We start from the raw sequence: 17,590 nt of genomic DNA, 5'->3' as shown, positions 1-17,590 counted from the left end.
CAAAAAAGAGCCGAAATTTCACAAAAACTGAGACATCAATTTCGGAAATCACGACTTCTAAAATGATCATTCATCACTTGAGACTGTTTAGTAAACCAACCAGGTCATCTGAATCATTCGTTACTCAGTTTCTTCAGTCGCTTGCAAGGATGCATCAGAATGAAGAAAATAAATCAACGTTTGTAATTCATTCGTTAAGTCAACATTTTGAATCAACACGTCTGCTGGCGCATTTAATCGAGCAGAAGTAAAATTCAAGATACCTTTAATGCCCGCTTCAGTCAACCGATTAACTACTTCTTGTGCTCGCTCAGCTGGTATCGTCAATATTGCTACTTCGATTTGTTGGATCTTGATTTGCTCAAACATATCTTCCATAGGGTAAACGGGAATCCCATCCACGATCCGTCCAACGATTGCTTCGTTGACATCAAATGCACAACTTACACGGATACTGTTACTTTGATGGAATTTATATTTTAAAAGGGCACTTCCCAAATTACCGACACCGATCAACGCCACATTAGTCAATTGATCATCATTCAATGTTTTTGCGAAAAAATGCATGAGGTCTTCAACATCGTAGCCATAGCCTCGTTTTCCTAATTCTCCAAAATATGAAAAATCACGGCGAATCGTTGCACTGTCAACTTGAACAGCCTCACTTAATTCAGTTGATGATACTTTTTTCTTACCAGCATTATTTAAGATTCGTAAATAACGGTAATACAAAGGTAGCCGTTTGGCTGTTGCCTTTGGAATAACATGATCTTTCACTTAATTACCTCCACTTTTACTTTAAGTTTACTTTGATTTATCCATCATATCAGTATATATAGGAAAAAATCAATTTGATTGCTTGGATATTGTGAAATTTTATTCTTTATTCATTTTTTTATCATTTCTTTGAACCTCGCAGTATCAAGGAATTTATGGTAGACTACTAGTTGAAAAAGAGATTTATTCTTAGAGAATTCACAAAGTAGAAAAGAGGATTCCATGATATTATTACAAGCCAATCAAATTGCTCGTCACTTCGGTGCAGAGATCTTATTTGAGAATATCCATTTAGAAATCAGCACAGGGGCTCGGATCGCATTAGTCGGCCGTAACGGAGCAGGAAAATCAACACTTTTGAAGATCCTTGCTGGAATCGAACGCCCCGATGAAGGAACAATTGCTAAAAATAAAGCTGCTACTTTAGGCTATCTGGCACAAGATACTGGGTTAGATTCAGCAGAAACAGTCTGGAATGAAATGCTTAAATCATTCGAAACAATCCGTCAAATGGAAAATCGAATGCGCGAACTTGAAATCTTGATTAGTGAAGGAACACCTGATACACCTTCCTATGAGTCACTTTTGAAAGAATACGATAAATTACAACACGATTTTTCAGATAGAAACGGTTATGGCTACGAAAATGAAATACGCTCTGTTTTGCATGGCTTTAAATTTGATCCGTCTTTTTATGATCAAAAAATCAATGAATTGTCTGGCGGACAACGCACTCGCTTAGCGTTAGCAAGAATGTTGCTCCAACATCCAGATATATTGATTTTAGACGAACCAACCAACCATTTAGATATTGAGACTCTCTCTTGGTTAGAAGGCTACCTGCAAAGTTATACTGGTGCCTTACTGATCGTCTCCCATGACCGATATTTCTTAGATAAAGTCGCAACAGAAGTTTACGAATTAAGTCGAAAAAAAATGCGCCACTATAAAGGGAATTATTCGAAGTATCTTGACATGAAAGCTGAACAATTAGCAACTGAATGGAAAGCTTATGAAAAACAACAAACTGAGATCCATAAATTGGAAGATTTTGTCGCACGCAACTTGGTACGCGCTTCTACGACGAAAAGAGCCCAAAGTCGCAGAAAAGTCCTTGAGAAAATGGATCGGATTGACCGTCCTCAAGGAGACGAAAAACAAGCTCACTTTCTTTTCAATGTAGCAAAGCCATCAGGAAATGTTGTATTACAAATTGAAGATGCTGCGATTGGTTATCATAATGAAGTTTTGTCTGAACCGATCAATCTTGATATTCGGCGTCAAGAAGCCATTGCACTGGTCGGCCCCAATGGTATTGGTAAATCCACGCTTTTAAAATCGATCATCCATCAGTTGCCTTTTATCCGTGGAAAAGAACATTTAGGAACCAACGTGACGATCGGCTATTACGATCAAGGTCAAGCAGACTTACACACCAACAAAACAATTTTAGCTGAATTATGGGATGAACATCCAACGACTCCCGAAAAAGAAATTCGTAGCGTTTTGGGTGCCTTTCTATTTTCTGGTGAAGATGTAGAAAAGACCATCCCCTTGCTAAGCGGTGGTGAAAAAGCCCGAGTCGCCCTTGCAAAACTCGCAATGAATCAAGAAAACTTTTTGATTTTAGACGAACCAACCAACCATCTAGACATTGACAATAAAGAAGTATTAGAAAATGCCTTGATTGATTATGATGGTACTTTGTTGTTTGTCTCTCATGACCGTTATTTCATCAATCGGATTGCCACAAAAGTCATCGAATTATCGGAAAACGGTAGTAAAGTTTATTTAGGTGACTATGATTATTATTTAGAAAAGAAACAAGAAGAAGCGGAGATAGCAGAGCTGTTAGCTGAAAAAACATCAGAAGAAGAGCATATTTCTACGAACAAGAAAACCTATTTCCAAAGTAAAGAGCAACAAAAGCTGATACGTAGTTTACAACGTAAAATCACTCAAATTGAAGAAGAATTAGCTATTTTAGATGAACAGATCGAGTCACTAGAACAGCAAATGGTGTCCCCAGAGAATTTGGATGACCATCTCAAATTAAATGAATTGAATCAAACACTCGAAGCAACTCGCCAATCTCAAGAAACGAAACTTTCTGAATGGGAAGATTTGAGTATTGAGCTTGAAGAATATGAAAATGAATAAAAACAGATAAATGAATATTCATTTCTGCACTAGAAACGCTCTCAAAACAGTACCCGCTGTTTAGAGGGCGTTTCACTTATCACAACGCACACTATCAAAGCAATCTCAAAGTGCTTGTTTATTCTCTACCTAAATTTTCTTGAACTTTTGTCTCACTAGATTGTGCCTTTGTTTCGATTAAACTGGGTTCCTTTATTTTATCAGTTATACTTTCCATCGTTTGGCATCCATTCGTTTGATTTTTTTGTTTTGTCTGACTCTCCATCTGATCCCTCCCCTTATTCAATGAGAAATCATTGATCTTCTTTGTTACTTGAAAATCAATTACCACTTTGTTTCTTTGACAGCCTTTAGGATTTATTCGCCCGAACATTTCTTGATAAGCTTGTTGATTTAGCCGATAATTAGTAATTTTCCCTCCCAAACACCGCGATAAAATTTCACTTTTTATCTTTATATCCTTCGCTAGTTCTTCTTTGATTTCCTTTAAATTTCCTTTCTCGAACATTGTATCCAACTTATATTCCTGTAATTTTGCTTCATTTATTTGTAGCCAGATATTTAAATAATCTGTTAGATAAATCTTTTCTTGACTATGGACTTGTATTTCTTTATGAAAGGCTTCAGTATGAGATTCATAACTGGTATCACCACTATTTACTTCTTCTGCTTTTTTTTCTAGTGCATACAAGCGGATTATAGCTTCAGCCGGCGAATAACGTTCTTTCGGTTCATGAATTTTTTTATTTAGCTTAAGTAGCATTTCATTGACTTCTTTATCTTGATTATTTGCATCTCTATTATTTGAAAATTTTTTTCTAAGCCATTGAGTCAATCTCATTCTAAACACTCCTATCTATCGCTCTTTTACAAGAATTATATCTGTTATTCTTTTTATTAATAGGTCACTTTATTCCTTTCAACCTAAAAAAAACGACTATTACTAAAAGAGAGACTGAGCAAAAATTTTCTCAGTCTCCTCTATTCATTTCCTACTCATTCATACTAGCTGAACCGAAATTCTGTTTGTTTAAGATACTTGATTGAATTCTTGATTTTTCAGTTCATACACCACATCGCAGCCTTTAGCGACATCCTGTTCGTGGGTGACTAAAATAATACATTTCTTTTGCTCATGTGCAATCTCTTGGAAAAGTTTAACGATCTCGCTGGAAGTTGCTTCATCCAAGTTTCCAGTCGGTTCATCCGCAACGATTAGATCGTGTTCACAGCATAGGGCTCTAGTGATTGCTACTCGTTGTTGCTGACCACCAGATAGCATCGTAACTTTTTTATCTGCTAAATCCTTAGTGATTCCGACTTTTTCCAAGTTCGCTAAGGCGTAGGCTTTTTTATCTGTCTGTTGGCTTTGAGCAATCTCCATCGCTGTTACCACATTGTCTACTGCCGATAAATACGGCAGTAGATTATAGGCTTGGAATACAATTGATACATCTTTACGACGATATTCCCGCAATCCAATTTTTTTCAACGATTTGTCGTCATAGAGAATTTCTCCGCTTTTTGGTGTATCTAGTCCTGCGATCAGGGATAAAAAAGTCGTTTTCCCTGAACCGCTCGTACCTAAAATTGCATACATTTTGCCTTTTTCAAAAGTTAAATTAACGTTTTCGAATAATCGTCGGTTGTCTTCATACCAGTAGCCTAAATCTTTTGTTGATAGTGTCATTAAAAATTCCTCCTTTAATTAGGAAATCAATATTTTCTTCGGATTCAGTCGTAGAATTCCTGCTGATGAAAGGACAATTGAGAATAAACTAATCCCCAGCCCAATTCCTGCAAGACTTAAAATTTCGGTTGGCTGCATTGAGATATTTAGTTCTTGAATTTCTTTTGATTGTGTAAATGGATTGCTTCCCATTTGACCACCACTAGGACTACCGTTTCCGCCACCAGGTGCTTGTCCTTGGTTACCTTGATTTGGACCGCCGTTTTCTGCCGTATTCGCTTCTTGTCCATCTGCATTTTGCGAAGTTGTTTGCTGACTCAACAACTGATTGCCGACTGCATTGCCAACAACATTCCCGCTAAGTACAGCGATCCCTAAAGCGAAGATCATGCAGACAAAAATCTCAACGAAAAATTGTGAAATAACTTTGACCCGTGATTCACCTAATGAAAGTAATACACCGATCTCATATTTACGTTCACGAATCGACAGCATAATAATCAATGTCAAAATAATGACTCCGGCTACTGCTACTAAAATCACGATATTCTTCGCAAAGCTTGATACATTATTCAATGGCTGAAGCATTTGCTGATACATTTGATCATTGGTTTCTAAGCTGAATGTATCCGTATCGATCAATTTATTCGCCGCTTCTACAAAGCTGTCCATGTCTTTGGGATCATCTAAGTTATAAACTGCCGAATCGATCGTTTTTCCTTTCGATCCAGTTAAGGTGTTAACCAGTGTATAAGAAGAAAAAATGGTGTTTGCTGGATTCATAAAGTTGAAGCGAGCACTCATACTGTTGCCAGAATCACTTGTTTTGTAAATACCTTTAATAGTAACTTCAACATCTTTATCATCGGTATCTTTAATCTTAAATTTGTCCCCGACACTTAGATCGTTCGCTTCCGCTAAACTTTGCTCGATCAGTACATTATTAGTCCCTTCATCATCCGAAGTGATTGCCTTGCCTTCAACTAGGCTAGCTGTTCCTGATGAAAAATCACTGTAAGAATTACTTTCGGAAACACCTTTAATTTGGAAATCCCCTTGACTCATCCCACCAGGTGCTTTCTGTCCACCAAATCCAACAGCTTGTTCATCCGAAGATTCCTCTTCACTGTCACTATCACTCGAGATCGGTGTAATCCCTGTGCCTTTATCCGCTGAAGTACTTGCTTCAAATGAATACGATTTAACATTCGCTAATTCTGCGATTTTTTTTGCATCACTCAAGTTGACGGGTGTCTGTTCAAAGCTACCTGGATCTGGACGACTGCTTTCATCATCTGAATCTGAATTTGACTGCTGTTTGAACATTGCCTCTCGGTTCGTTGATAAGGTGACGGTCGCCCCGACACTTTTTTTCGCATTCGTGGTCGCCAGTTCAGCGCCGCTGCGGATTGTTAACCCCGCTAATACAAAAATTAATATGGCGGAAAAGACGGTGATCATAATGATGCTGCGTCCTTTTTTGGCCCAATGGCTTTGAATCGCCCGTTTGATATAATTCATTTTGGTTCCTCCTTCATTTGTCTGTTTATAGAATAGGCAAATTGGCTTAACCGAAGCTTAAACGAGATAAAAAAGTTTTTAAGGTTGTTTTAGGAAAGCGTGGTAAACTGAGTAAGTAATAGATGATAAAGGAGAAAATCAATGATAAACCTTTTAATAGTAGAAGATGAAGCGACACTTTCAGATAATATAAAAGAAATCTTGTCGGATTTAGGTGAGATCACACAGATCTATGATGGGGAAGAAGGCTTATTTGAAGCAGAAACTGGTGTTTATGATCTAATATTGCTGGACCTGATGCTGCCAGGGAAAAACGGCTACGAAATCTTAGCAGAATTACGAAAAAAAAATATCCAAACCCCTGTGCTGATTCTAACTGCCAAAGATGGCCTAGAAGACAAAATCAATGGATTTCAAAAAGGTGCAGACGATTATTTGACGAAACCTTTTTATCGTGAAGAACTGATTATGCGTGTAAAAGCGTTATTGAAGCGTTCGTTAGGATTGTTTTCTGAGAATCAAATCGTCTATAAAAATATTACCTGCAACCTTGCGACGAAAGAAGTAACCATCGACGATGAGATCCTATCAATTCAAGGAAAAGAATTTGATCTCTTGATTTATTTCATCCAAAATAAGGGCGTGATTTTAACAAAGGAGCAAATCTTCGATCGGATTTGGGGATTTGATTCCGATACGACCATTACAGTTGTAGAAGTATATATGAGTCACTTAAGAAAACATTTGAAGCCGTCAGGTGCAGATCAGTTCTTTAAAACACTGAGAAATGTCGGCTACATCTTACAAAAGGATTAATGCTATGAATACCGAAATATCAAGAAAACAACGACTAAAATTTTTCTTCTTAAATGTAGCCGCTTTTGCAGGTATCTTCCTATTATTAGGATTTATAACTCTACAGCTGTTGCAAAGCTCGGCCTACCGCCAAACAGACCTGTCACTAACTCAAATGGCGGAAAATGAACATCTTATTCAGATGGAAATCAACCGGTACCAACAAAGCAATCCCTTTCTGGCACAAATGCCGGGCGATCAGCTGAGAGAGAATGGACCAGAAGGCAATAATCAGTTCAATACTCAGATCATTTTATGGTCAAAAGAAGGAACGATTCTCAACAAAGACACGATTGGTGGACGGTTCACTGAACTAGAAAATTTAACCTTAGATAAGAAAAATCTCGATTCTGTTCAAGCATTAAGTTTAAAAAATGCAGGCTATTCTAGCCAAAAACTTTCCTTTCATTCGTATACAATCAAAGCAGATAAAGGAGGAGACATCGCCTATATTCAATTTTTAGCCAATACCAATCAAATCGCAGACTCCATGAAAACCTTCAAGACAACACTGATTATCTGTATGGTCGTTTTTTGGCTGATTTCGATTGGAATAAGCTTTTACATTTCAAAAATGAATATGCAACCCATCATGCTCTCATGGCGCAAACAACAGGAATTTGTTGAAAATGCCTCTCACGAATTACGCACGCCACTAGCAATCATTCAAAACAGCCTGCAGCAATTGTTCACCCGACCCAATCACACCATCTTGGAAGAGTCTGAACCAATTGCCCAAGCCCTGAATGAAACACGGCGAATGAAAAGCCTGACTGAAGACCTGCTAACCTTGGCACGCAGTGATTCCAATCAGTTGCTTCTGCAGAAAGAATCAGTTAATCCCAAAGAATTTATTCGTCAATTAGCCCAGCCCTTCCAGGAAATCGCAGAAATAAACGATCAATATTTTGTCTTGGAAAACTTTGCCGATCAACCAGTGATAGTCGACGAAAAACGTATCCACCAAGTTCTAGTTATTCTGCTGGACAATGCGCTAAAATACACAGAAGCTAAAGAAAAAATCGTCCTGCAATCTGAAATCTCCAACGATAATTGGCTGATTGAAGTCAAAAACAACGGGCCATCTATCAGCGATGAAGACAAAAGACGAATTTTTGAACGCTTCTACCGCGAAGACCGCTCTCGTTCTAAAGAAACTGGTGGCTATGGTCTTGGTCTCGCAATTGCCAAACAGATCATCACTCAGCATAAAGGCAAACTGTTCGTAAGAGACTGGGAACCTAGAGGAGTCATTTTTCAAATACAATTGCCAATGAAATAGATGACAAAACGACTAAAATTGCGATCAGATGACAGAGTTTTTATACCTGTTTATAATTCCTTCTCTTTTATTTCTATACTTTGTGTGACTGAGCCAAAACTTGTCTCAGTCTCTTCTAGTATCTCTAAAAACGAATAAACGGTGAAAAAAAAACACCTTGAAATCCTTTAGAATTAGTTTAACGAACCAATTCATAGGAGGATTCAAGATGTCTGATACTCAGTTTATCAAACATATCCTAAACATTCTAAACCTGATTATCTATTTCGCGGAAAATTGTTTAACCAAATAAAAAGAACAGAAAAAAGTATTTCTTCTTTCTCCTAGATTCTTCGCATTCTTTCAGTAAGATAAAAGGATTCAGCTTTTTAACACTTAGGCAATTTGAACCTTATCAACTTTAAATTGTTCTTCCACGTATTTGGCATAGGTTTTGTGTTTTTGAACAAGCTCAGCGTGTTTTCCTGAACCTGTTACTTTTCCTTTTTCGATAAAGTAGATTTTATCAGCATCCACGATCGTTGATAGACGATGTGCGATCACTAATGTTGTCCGACCTTTCATCAGATTTGTCAAGGCTTGTTGGACTTTTGCTTCTGATTCAGAATCAAGACTTGCTGTTGCTTCATCCAACATCAAGACCTTTGGATCTCTTAAGAACGCTCGAGCGATTGCCAGTCGTTGCCGTTGGCCTCCAGAAATTTTCGTACCACGCTCGCCCACTTCCGTATCTAAACCATTGGGCATCTCTTCCACAAATTGACGTGCATAGGCTAATTCTAACACTTCCCAAAGCTGCTCATCTGTGTAAGTATCCGCTAATCCATAAGTTAAATTATAACGGATCGTTCCTGCCATAATAGCAGAATCTTGGGAAACATAGCCAATTTGACTACGATAATTGGACAACTTGATCTTTTGGATCTCCGTTGTGCCAAATTTGATCGTACCTGCTGTTGGCTCATAAAAACGTTCTAATAAACTGAATGTAGTCGATTTCCCTCCACCAGAAGGACCCGCAAAAGCAATGATCTCGTTAGGTTTAGCTTCAAAAGACACATTCGTTAAAATCGGTTCCTCAGGTGCATCACTATAAGCAAAGTCCACGTTAGAAACACACAATGTTTTGTTCGATAAATCCACTTCTTCACCAGATTCAAAATCTTCAGGTACTTCATTCAATAATTCTTGTACACGGCGTGTCGAACCAGCAGCTTTTGCCATTTCAGAAAACAACGTGGCAATCGTTGGCATCGCGCCGATCAGATTGAAGAGATACATGAGAAAACTCATCAATACCCCGATCGTCATCGCACCAATCGCAATACGATGCATTCCATAAGCTAGCAAACCAAAGACCATACTCATAAAAACCATCATCATGATTGGTTGCATTGCAGCATCAAAGACTGCTTCTTTTTTACCAACGCGAAACAAACGATCGACTTCATTTGCTGCCCGTTCTTGTGCTTGTTGTTCGGCATTCGACGTTTTTACTAAACGAATTTCAGACAACGTTTCTGTTGCGATTCCATTGAAATGACTCATAGCATCTTGACGGATATGACTGATCTTTGAACCAAAGGTCATCACAGGAATCATCAATAGGATAACGACGGGAACAGCAATAACCATGGCTAGCGACATATGCCAGTCCATTCGGATCATCATATAAACAGTCCCGATTACGGTAATGATGCTCGCAATCGTTTGTGGAAACGTCACAGCCAACAGTTGTTTTACCTGGGTCGTATCATTCGTTACTCGGCTGGACATCTCACCCGCCTTCACCGAATCAAAATAGGTGACTTTCAGTATCGTTAATTTATTCCATAAACGTTTTCGCATATTTTGAATGACGTTTTCGCCAAAAATTCCTAAAACCGTCCCACCAATCGCTGAAATTACAGCTGAAAAAACGAACATCCCCACGACTCTTCCTAATAAAGCATAATCGATCCCCTCTTGAAAATGATTAACTAAATTAGCCGCCAATTTAGGAACATAAACTTGCACAGCTGATGAACCTGCTAATAAGATCATGCCCATCGCCAGTAAGGGATAGCGCGGTTTTGTTTGTTTGATTAAACTAAGAAATTCTTTCAAAGAAAATCTTGTGTTCATTTGTTTCATCGAGATACTAACGGGTCTTCCGCCTCCACCTTGTGCCATTATTTTCTACGTCCTTTCTTCCATCCTTCAAAGCCACCGTAATGTCTATCAAATCGTCCATCGAAGGCATCTCGATCAAAGCCACCTCGACCAAAACCACCGAACCCACTGCGATCCATCATCTGTTCACGTGCTCTGCCAAAATGCGCACTCATCTTATTGAATCGTTCCCAGCGTTGATCATCGCCGAAAACTTCAGCTAATTTTTCTTGAAATTCAGGACGATTGATATTTTCATTCATTCGTTCAAGGTAGGTATTCAATTGTGCTAACTCTTCTTCTGCAAAACCTTTAAATAAGACATCTTTTAACGTTGTACTGATTGAACCACGCTCTTGCAGACTTTCTCGACCTTTATCAGTAATCTTAACCAAAGTCACTCGGGAATCCGTTGCTGATTTTTCCCGCATGACCGTCCCAGCCTCTTCTAATTTTTTGATGATTTGTGTCACACTAGACGGTTTAATATCTAGCACTTCAGCTAACCGTCCTGCCGTCACATCGTCCTCAGCCACTAATATTTTTAATGTTTCAAAAGCATTGTCTGTCTTTTCTTCCACTTGATAGGCAAAAATCAAAAACGGTTGGTGCGCAATTTCTAACAGATTTTCTAAGATTTCATGATGATTCATAAGATGACCTCCAAAATATTTACTTAGTTTATATCGATATCAACAAAGTAAATGATAAACTATTTATTTTGTTTGTCAACAAATAAACTAATTAAATAGTTAAAAAAATAGTTAGCCAAAAAAATCTAAAATTGACTAACACTAGATAAGTGAGTTGGTTTGTTTTTTTCAATACACATTATCCCTTCTATTTTTTTATTTTCAAACAAAAAAATAGACTCAGTTCTACTTGAATTTTCAAGAAAATAACTAAGTCTATATGCTATAATCATTTGTGACAGTAAAGTTTAATGACGGTGGCTTTCCATTCTGAAAGCGAGGTGGTGCTTATGCACATAATCTCACACTTTAGAGAAAGGAGATGCCTTTTTGTCCGCATACGAGACAATTCAAACCATTCTTGGGTTTGGTATGTTTACCATTTCTTTGATTGGCTTGGTTGTATCTATGCTTAAACATGACAAAAAGAAATAGCCGTCACTTTAGCGAGCAGACTGGCTATTTCTTTTTGAAATATTTAGTTTAATTGCCACCGTCTTTAGCGGTGCTGTCAAAAGGGAACTGTTGACGCAGTTCCTTTTTTCATGTTTATTATAGCATACCTCTATTCTTCTATTCAATAAAAAACAAAAGAACGGTTATTTTTTTAAAGCAATGATCACTAAGTCTATAGGCTTCGATCCTTTGTGACAATATAGTTTAACAACGGTGGCTTTCCATTCTGAAAGCGAGGTGGTGCTTATGCACATAATCTCACACTTTAGAGAAAGGAGATGCCTTTTTGTCCGCATACGAGACAATTCAAACCATTCTTGGGTTTGGTATGTTTACCATTTCTTTGATTGGCTTGGTTGTATCTATGCTTAAACATGACAAAAAGAAATAGCCGTCACTTTAGCGAGACGACTGGCTATTTCTTTTTGAAATACCATTAAATTCGCCACCGTCTTTAGCGGTGCTGTCAAAAGGGAACTGTTGACGCAGTTCCTTTTGCACGATTATTATAGCATGCCTCTATTCTTCTGTTCAATGTTAATTTCTAGCATCTTGATTAAAGATTAAAATTGACTTCTATCAATTCATATAAACACCAAAAATTCTGATATCAAGGCATTTTTAAGTAAATAGCTTACTAGCAAACCCTAACTGATCACAGTAGTACGATAGTCAAAGAGGATATTTTTAACTAAATTGATTTATTGTATAGTGTGATAGAGGGAACTAGTTCTACTTACTTATGCAATAAAACATAGCTAAAGAGTTTTATTTGAAAAAAATATATTGACATTTTATACTTGAATTATCAAATAAAAAGGACGTGAAGATAAATGTCAAATTTAGAACATAAAGAAGAAAAAACTTTAGACAAAATTATTGCTACGGTTAATAAACTGGATAAAGAATTAGACGAACTTGATACGTTATCTGAAAATCCAGAAAAAAAACATAACCTAAAAAAATGGTTAGTTGAACGAAAAGCGATTCATGAAATTAAAAAAATCCTTCATGAAGCTGGTAAATATGAGAAATATGATGAAAAAGAACTTGATAAAGAATTTAAAGAAATTAATGATTTATTACAATAATTGATTTATACGACTCATTTTGAGTCGTTTTTTATTTATAATAAAGCATTCCTTTCAAGAAGATAAAACAAATGAGAGTCATTGTTTAAGTTTAGTTTGTATATAAAGTCTATAGCTATTTTTAAATTCAATATCTGCTATTTTCATTACTTTTTTCATTGCTTCATCTGAAGAGCCAAAATGGTACCTGTTCTTTTCGAATCCATCTTCAACTATCGTGTATCGTTCTTGGTCATAACAAATAAATACATAGCGATCTTTTTTGAATGTAAGAATTTTTAAAGCGAAACAGTTCTTTGACTTAAATGTTTTTTTCAAATATTGTTTTAATTGCTTTTTATAAATCATGTTCATTTTACGGCACTTCTACTTTCTTCATCGACTAGCCATTGATTTTTGTTGAATCGATTAACCAACTTATTTACTTCCTTATCAAATAAAAATTTTTTCAACGTTCGACTAATATAAAAAACTTGCACCTTTTTGCCATCTATTCTAAAAGCAATTCGAAAATCTTCCTTTCCTAAATGGATTTTCATTTCATAAATAGAGTATTTTGCAGATGAATGGACAGGTTTGATGCGATAAAAATTATGTGTCAAATACTCATTCACTTTATATACGATTATTTCTTGGTATTTTTTTGATTGATTCTCAGAAAATACATCGGAAAATTCCTTGCTGAACTCTACAGAGTACATAACTATACCTTCTTTGTTAGATGATTTATGTAAAGGATAGGATAGAATACAAATACAATAGAATGTCTCATACATCACAATATAATTATAGTTGATAAAACAACCTATTTCTATTCATATTCATTATATCAACTATAAAAAATAGCCACCAAAAGGCGACTGAAAAATAGGCTTTTATTTGTAAGTTACCTTACAGGCATTAGACTAATCCAACCAATGCCTATCAAAAACATATCATACTTGATGCACCACTATTTCATCTATTTTTTCTGGTAGAAAAGATAAAATAACACAAAAAAAGCGCCTAAAAAGACGCTTTTGGTAGAAAATTGGAAAACTGAGTGTCAGAAAGTACGTGAAATAGGCTATTTTAAGCTTGATTTTTCCCCAATTTTATTGAGTCTTACCAGCTTTTCCGATACATCTTGAACTCTAAGAACAAGTCGTTATAGATTCCTAAAAATTTAGGTCCAAGGTCTTCATAAACTTCTAGATGAGAGATGGTTTCATCAGAGGGATAGAATTGTTCATCTTGGGAAATTTCTTTTGGTAAAAGAGCTTTCGCTTTTTTGTTAGGTGTTGAGTAGCCAATGTATTCAGCATTTTGGGCAGCATTTTCTGGTTTCAACATAAAGTTGATGAAATCATACGCGCCTTCTTTGTTCTTGGCTGTTTTCGGCATCACAATATTATCAAACCATAAATTCGAACCTTCTGAAGGGATCACATAATGAAGATGTTCATTTTCAGACATCATATCTGCTGCTTCTCCAGAAAAAGTTACTGCGACGGATGCTTCTTCATTGATCATATACATTTTGATTTCATCAGCTACGATCGCTTTGACATTAGGGGTTAGTTTGTTCAGTTTATCTGCAGCTGCATTCAATTGATCCATCTCTTTGCTGTTCAACGAATAGCCCAAACTGTTCAACGATAGCCCCATCACTTCTCTGGCACCATCGATCAACATCAAACTATCTCTTAATTTCGGTTTCCAAAGATCATTCCAGTGCTGGATTTCCTCTTTATTGAAAACTTTATCATTATATACGATCCCCAAAGTTCCCCAAAAGTATGGAATCGAATAGGTGTTTTGGGGATCAAAGTCTAAATCCAAAAAACGCTCATCAATGTTCGCTAATCCTTTGATCTTGGAATGGTCTAAAGGAAGCACTAATTTTTCTTTGATCATCTTTTGGATCATGTATTCACTAGGAATGGCTATATCATAATTTGTGCCACCTTGTTGGATCTTAGTAAACATGGCTTCATTGGAATCAAACGTTTCATAATTGACCTTATACCCATATTCTTTTTCAAATTTTGTGATCAAGCTAGGATCAACGTAATCGCCCCAATTATAGATCGTAACGATTTTTGCTCCACTCATTCCACTTGCTTGTTCTAATTGCCGTACACCAAAGAGCAAGATCAAGATGATCACAACGATACCCACAAACAGTGATTGTAATTTTTTCATCGTAAGCGTGCGACCTCCTCACGTCCTCGGCGATTTTTCCTCAGTTTTTTGGAACGATTTTCTTTACTAATGAAATAATAACCGATCACTAAAACCATCGAAAATAGGAACACTAATGCACTTAACGCATTGATTTCTAAACTGATTCCTTGACGAGCACGAGAATAGATTTCTACTGACAACGTAGTGAATCCATTCCCTGTCACGAAAAAGGTCACCGCAAAATCGTCTAATGAATAAGTAAATGCCATAAAGTAGCCTGCAATGATGCCAGGAGACAAGAAAGGTAAAATAATATTTTTTACGACTTGAAAATTATTTGCACCTAGATCTCTAGCGGCATCAACCATCGAATCATTCATTTCTTGTAATTTAGGTAATACCATCAATACAACGATTGGGATACTAAAGGCAATATGAGAAAGCAAAACACTTTGGAAACCTAATCCAAAGCCTAAAAAAGTAAAGAAAATCAAGAAACTGGCACCAATAATTACATCTGGTGAAACTAATAAAATATTATTCATACTTAGTAATGTCGTTCTTGCTTGACGTTTTTTAGTATAGTAAATCCCCATTGCCCCAAACGTTCCGATAATCGTTGCAATCAGTGCCGATAAAAAGGCTAACATAAAGGTGTTCAATACAATAATGATCAATCGTGTATCTTCAAAAACTGCCTGATAATGGTCCCAAGTAAAACCGGTAAAGTTGTTCATGGTACCACCGTCATTAAAGGAGTAGAAAATCAAATAAAAGATAGGCAAATATAATAGTAGAAAAACAATAAAGAGGTAAAGGTAAGACCACTTAAATTTTTTCATCATGCGCGGCCTCCCTTCTTCTTCTCACCCGTCAGCAACATCACAATAAACATTGCAATAATCAAAATAACCCCGATCGTCGAACCCATCCCCCAATTTTGAGTCACGAGAAAATGTTGTTCAATTGCTGTTCCTAAAGTGATCACACGATTTCCACCAATCAGTCGTGTCAACATGAACAATGACAGTGAAGGAATAAACACTGCTTGAATCCCACTTTTTACACCATTCAATGACAATGGGAATACTACTCGGCGAAATGTTTCAAAATTATTAGCTCCTAGATCACGGCTAGCACTGATCAATGACGGATTCATTTCTTCCAATGCATTGAATATCGGCATAATCATAAATGGAATCTCGATATAAGTTGCCACAAATAAAAAACTAAAATCGGTAAACAAAATTTGTCTTGGAGCAATTCCTAAAAATTCAAAAAATTGATTCACACTTCCATGGATACTAAAAATACCAATAAACGCATAAGCTTTTAGTAATAAATTCACCCATGTTGGTAAGATGATCAGCATCAACCACAACTGTTTATGTTTTAATTTAGTTAAAAAATAAGCAGTCGGATAGCTGATGATCAATGTAAAAAAGGTGATCAAAAAGGCATACCAAACAGAATTTAACGCCATGAAAAGATTCGTTCTAGACGTCAAAAAAGTAGCATAATTATTTAAAGTAAAGTGTCCATTCATATCAAAAAAAGATTGGTAAATGATCATCAAAACTGGTGCGATCACGAATAGACCAAGCCAGAGTACATAAGGAACAGAGTAGATTCTACGCATTGCTTTCATTGACTATTCCTCCTTACTCTTCATAACTATCAAGTCGTGCATCAAATTCTTCTTCTGATTCATTAAAACGCATGACATGGATATCTTCTGGATCAAAGGCTAGACCAACTTTGCTACCCTCTTTTGCTTTTTTCGTTGAATGAACCGTCCATTCATTTTGTTGCTCATCGTAACAGACAATTTCATAGTGGACCCCACGAAACAGTTGCGTATCAACAGTCACAACCAGTTTTCCCTTATCAGGGGTAGTAATCGTTAAATCTTCAGGGCGCAAGACGACTTCAACTGGTTCATTGGGACGCATTCCACCATCAACACATTCAAATCGTTTGCCAACAAACTCTACAAGATTATCGTCGATCATCACACCATCAACGATATTGCTTTCACCCACAAAATCAGCCACAAAATGATTGATCGGTTCATCGTAAATATCGACAGGTGTTCCACTCTGCACGATTTTTCCTTTATTCATGACAAAGATTTCATCGCTCATTGCTAAAGCTTCTTCTTGGTCATGTGTAACAAAAATAAATGTAATTCCCAAACGTTGTTGCAGCTCTCTTAATTCATACTGCATATCCGTTCGCAGCTTTAGATCCAGCGCAGACAGAGGTTCATCTAACAACAATACTTTAGGTTCATTAACGATAGCCCGCGCGATAGCCACACGTTGTCTTTGTCCACCAGACATTTCGCTAATTTCTCGATTTTCGTACCCAGGAAGTTGCACCATGCGAAGTGCATCTTTGACTTTTTTCTCAATATCGACTTTATTCATTTTTTTGATTTTCAATCCAAAAGCGACATTGTCGAATACATTCATATGAGGAAATAAGGCGTAATCTTGGAAAACCGTATTTACTTGCCGTTTATTAGCTGGCACATCATTTAATCGTTTTCCCTCAAAATACATTTCGCCTTCAGTAGCATCTGTGAAACCAGCAATAATTCGTAAAATCGTTGTTTTTCCACAACCCGAAGGACCTAATAAGGTATAAAATTTCCCTTGTTCGATCTCAAAACTCACTTTTTTCAAAATCGTTTCATCATCATAGCGTTTGACCACCTGATCAAATGAAATAATTGGTTTTCCCACTT

General features: G+C 36.7%; 18 protein-coding genes. 6 read left to right on the top strand and 12 right to left on the bottom strand.

The annotated features are described in order from the left end of the window. Positions 1-120 precede the first annotated feature (120 nt). Entirely contained in the window at positions 121-777 is a 657-nt protein-coding gene (locus AB3H93_RS02055) for a redox-sensing transcriptional repressor Rex (protein WP_010719828.1), read from the bottom strand. A 222-nt stretch (positions 778-999) separates the two neighbouring features. Between AB3H93_RS02055 and AB3H93_RS02050 the strand changes: the two genes are divergently transcribed. Beyond that, positions 1,000-2,937: an ABC-F family ATP-binding cassette domain-containing protein gene (locus AB3H93_RS02050; RefSeq protein ID WP_368020050.1), complete on the top strand. Its 1,938-nt coding sequence runs from the start codon at positions 1,000-1,002 to the stop codon at positions 2,935-2,937. Positions 2,938-3,055: 118 nt separating this feature from the next. On the opposite strand, the gene AB3H93_RS02045 is transcribed toward AB3H93_RS02050, so the two are convergent. The 3 genes from AB3H93_RS02045 to AB3H93_RS02035 form a co-directional block, all read right to left on the bottom strand. After that, entirely contained in the window at positions 3,056-3,778 is a 723-nt protein-coding gene (locus AB3H93_RS02045) for a hypothetical protein (RefSeq protein ID WP_368020049.1), read from the bottom strand. A gap of 189 nt (positions 3,779-3,967) precedes the next feature. Then, positions 3,968-4,627, bottom strand: a complete 660-nt coding sequence (locus tag AB3H93_RS02040) for an ABC transporter ATP-binding protein (RefSeq protein ID WP_010738281.1) — start codon at positions 4,625-4,627, stop codon at positions 3,968-3,970. An 18-nt stretch (positions 4,628-4,645) separates the two neighbouring features. Beyond that, on the bottom strand, positions 4,646-6,148 hold the full coding sequence (locus AB3H93_RS02035) for an ABC transporter permease (protein WP_368020048.1): 1,503 nt from the start codon (positions 6,146-6,148) through the stop codon (positions 4,646-4,648). Between the two features lie 141 nt (positions 6,149-6,289). Here AB3H93_RS02035 and AB3H93_RS02030 point away from each other — a divergent pair, with 141 nt between their 5' ends. Both AB3H93_RS02030 and AB3H93_RS02025 read left to right on the top strand, forming a co-directional pair. Next, positions 6,290-6,964 (top strand): response regulator transcription factor, encoded by a 675-nt coding sequence (locus AB3H93_RS02030; RefSeq protein WP_368020047.1) that lies wholly within the window; start codon positions 6,290-6,292, stop codon positions 6,962-6,964. A gap of 4 nt (positions 6,965-6,968) precedes the next feature. After that, positions 6,969-8,285 carry a sensor histidine kinase gene (locus AB3H93_RS02025; RefSeq protein WP_368020046.1) on the top strand — a complete coding sequence of 439 codons (1,317 nt, stop codon included), beginning with the start codon at positions 6,969-6,971 and terminating at the stop codon, positions 8,283-8,285. A 375-nt stretch (positions 8,286-8,660) separates the two neighbouring features. On the opposite strand, the gene AB3H93_RS02020 is transcribed toward AB3H93_RS02025, so the two are convergent. Both AB3H93_RS02020 and AB3H93_RS02015 read right to left on the bottom strand, forming a co-directional pair. Then, on the bottom strand, positions 8,661-10,457 hold the full coding sequence (locus AB3H93_RS02020; RefSeq protein WP_368020045.1) for an ABC transporter ATP-binding protein: 1,797 nt from the start codon (positions 10,455-10,457) through the stop codon (positions 8,661-8,663). Next, a complete protein-coding gene (locus tag AB3H93_RS02015) occupies positions 10,457-11,089 on the bottom strand; it encodes a MarR family winged helix-turn-helix transcriptional regulator (RefSeq protein ID WP_207433064.1) in 633 nt (210 codons plus the stop codon). Before AB3H93_RS02015 ends, AB3H93_RS02020 begins: the two co-directional genes overlap by 1 nt. Positions 11,090-11,458: 369 nt before the next feature. Here AB3H93_RS02015 and AB3H93_RS02010 point away from each other — a divergent pair, with 369 nt between their 5' ends. From AB3H93_RS02010 to AB3H93_RS02000, 3 genes are all read left to right on the top strand, one after another. Next, positions 11,459-11,563, top strand: a complete 105-nt coding sequence (locus AB3H93_RS02010) for a putative holin-like toxin (RefSeq protein WP_014834224.1) — start codon at positions 11,459-11,461, stop codon at positions 11,561-11,563. 307 nt (positions 11,564-11,870) lie between these two features. Beyond that, positions 11,871-11,975, top strand: coding sequence for a putative holin-like toxin (locus AB3H93_RS02005; protein WP_014834224.1), 105 nt, complete (start codon positions 11,871-11,873; stop codon positions 11,973-11,975). A gap of 442 nt (positions 11,976-12,417) precedes the next feature. Then, the gene (locus tag AB3H93_RS02000) at positions 12,418-12,675 is read left to right on the top strand and encodes a hypothetical protein (protein WP_010738287.1); all 258 of its coding nucleotides are present in this window, start codon (positions 12,418-12,420) and stop codon (positions 12,673-12,675) included. Positions 12,676-12,753: 78 nt separating this feature from the next. On the opposite strand, the gene AB3H93_RS01995 is transcribed toward AB3H93_RS02000, so the two are convergent. The 6 genes from AB3H93_RS01995 to AB3H93_RS01970 all read right to left on the bottom strand — a co-directional run bounded on the left by AB3H93_RS01995 (position 12,754) and on the right by AB3H93_RS01970 (position 17,588). Next, complete coding sequence (locus AB3H93_RS01995) at positions 12,754-13,029, bottom strand: hypothetical protein (protein ID WP_053766137.1); 276 nt, start codon at positions 13,027-13,029, stop codon at positions 12,754-12,756. Then, positions 13,026-13,376: a type II toxin-antitoxin system RelE/ParE family toxin gene (locus AB3H93_RS01990; RefSeq protein WP_010738289.1), complete on the bottom strand. Its 351-nt coding sequence runs from the start codon at positions 13,374-13,376 to the stop codon at positions 13,026-13,028. Before AB3H93_RS01990 ends, AB3H93_RS01995 begins: the two co-directional genes overlap by 4 nt. A gap of 403 nt (positions 13,377-13,779) precedes the next feature. Then, positions 13,780-14,859 carry a PotD/PotF family extracellular solute-binding protein gene (locus AB3H93_RS01985; protein ID WP_010719840.1) on the bottom strand — a complete coding sequence of 360 codons (1,080 nt, stop codon included), beginning with the start codon at positions 14,857-14,859 and terminating at the stop codon, positions 13,780-13,782. Further along, on the bottom strand, positions 14,856-15,683 hold the full coding sequence (locus tag AB3H93_RS01980; protein ID WP_010719841.1) for an ABC transporter permease: 828 nt from the start codon (positions 15,681-15,683) through the stop codon (positions 14,856-14,858). The genes AB3H93_RS01985 and AB3H93_RS01980 overlap by 4 nt, the downstream gene beginning before the upstream one ends. Continuing rightward, on the bottom strand, positions 15,683-16,489 hold the full coding sequence (locus AB3H93_RS01975) for an ABC transporter permease (protein ID WP_010719842.1): 807 nt from the start codon (positions 16,487-16,489) through the stop codon (positions 15,683-15,685). The genes AB3H93_RS01980 and AB3H93_RS01975 overlap by 1 nt, the downstream gene beginning before the upstream one ends. Before the next feature lie 13 nt (positions 16,490-16,502). Next, on the bottom strand, positions 16,503-17,588 hold the full coding sequence (locus AB3H93_RS01970; protein ID WP_010719843.1) for an ABC transporter ATP-binding protein: 1,086 nt from the start codon (positions 17,586-17,588) through the stop codon (positions 16,503-16,505). Positions 17,589-17,590: the final 2 nt, after the last annotated feature.

The organism is Enterococcus sp. C74 (assembly GCF_040887125.1).
GTDB classification, from domain to species: Bacteria; Bacillota; Bacilli; order Lactobacillales; family Enterococcaceae; genus Enterococcus_B; species Enterococcus_B hirae.
Note: the sequence above shows the minus strand (reverse complement) of the source record. Positions and strands in the feature narration are given on the sequence as shown.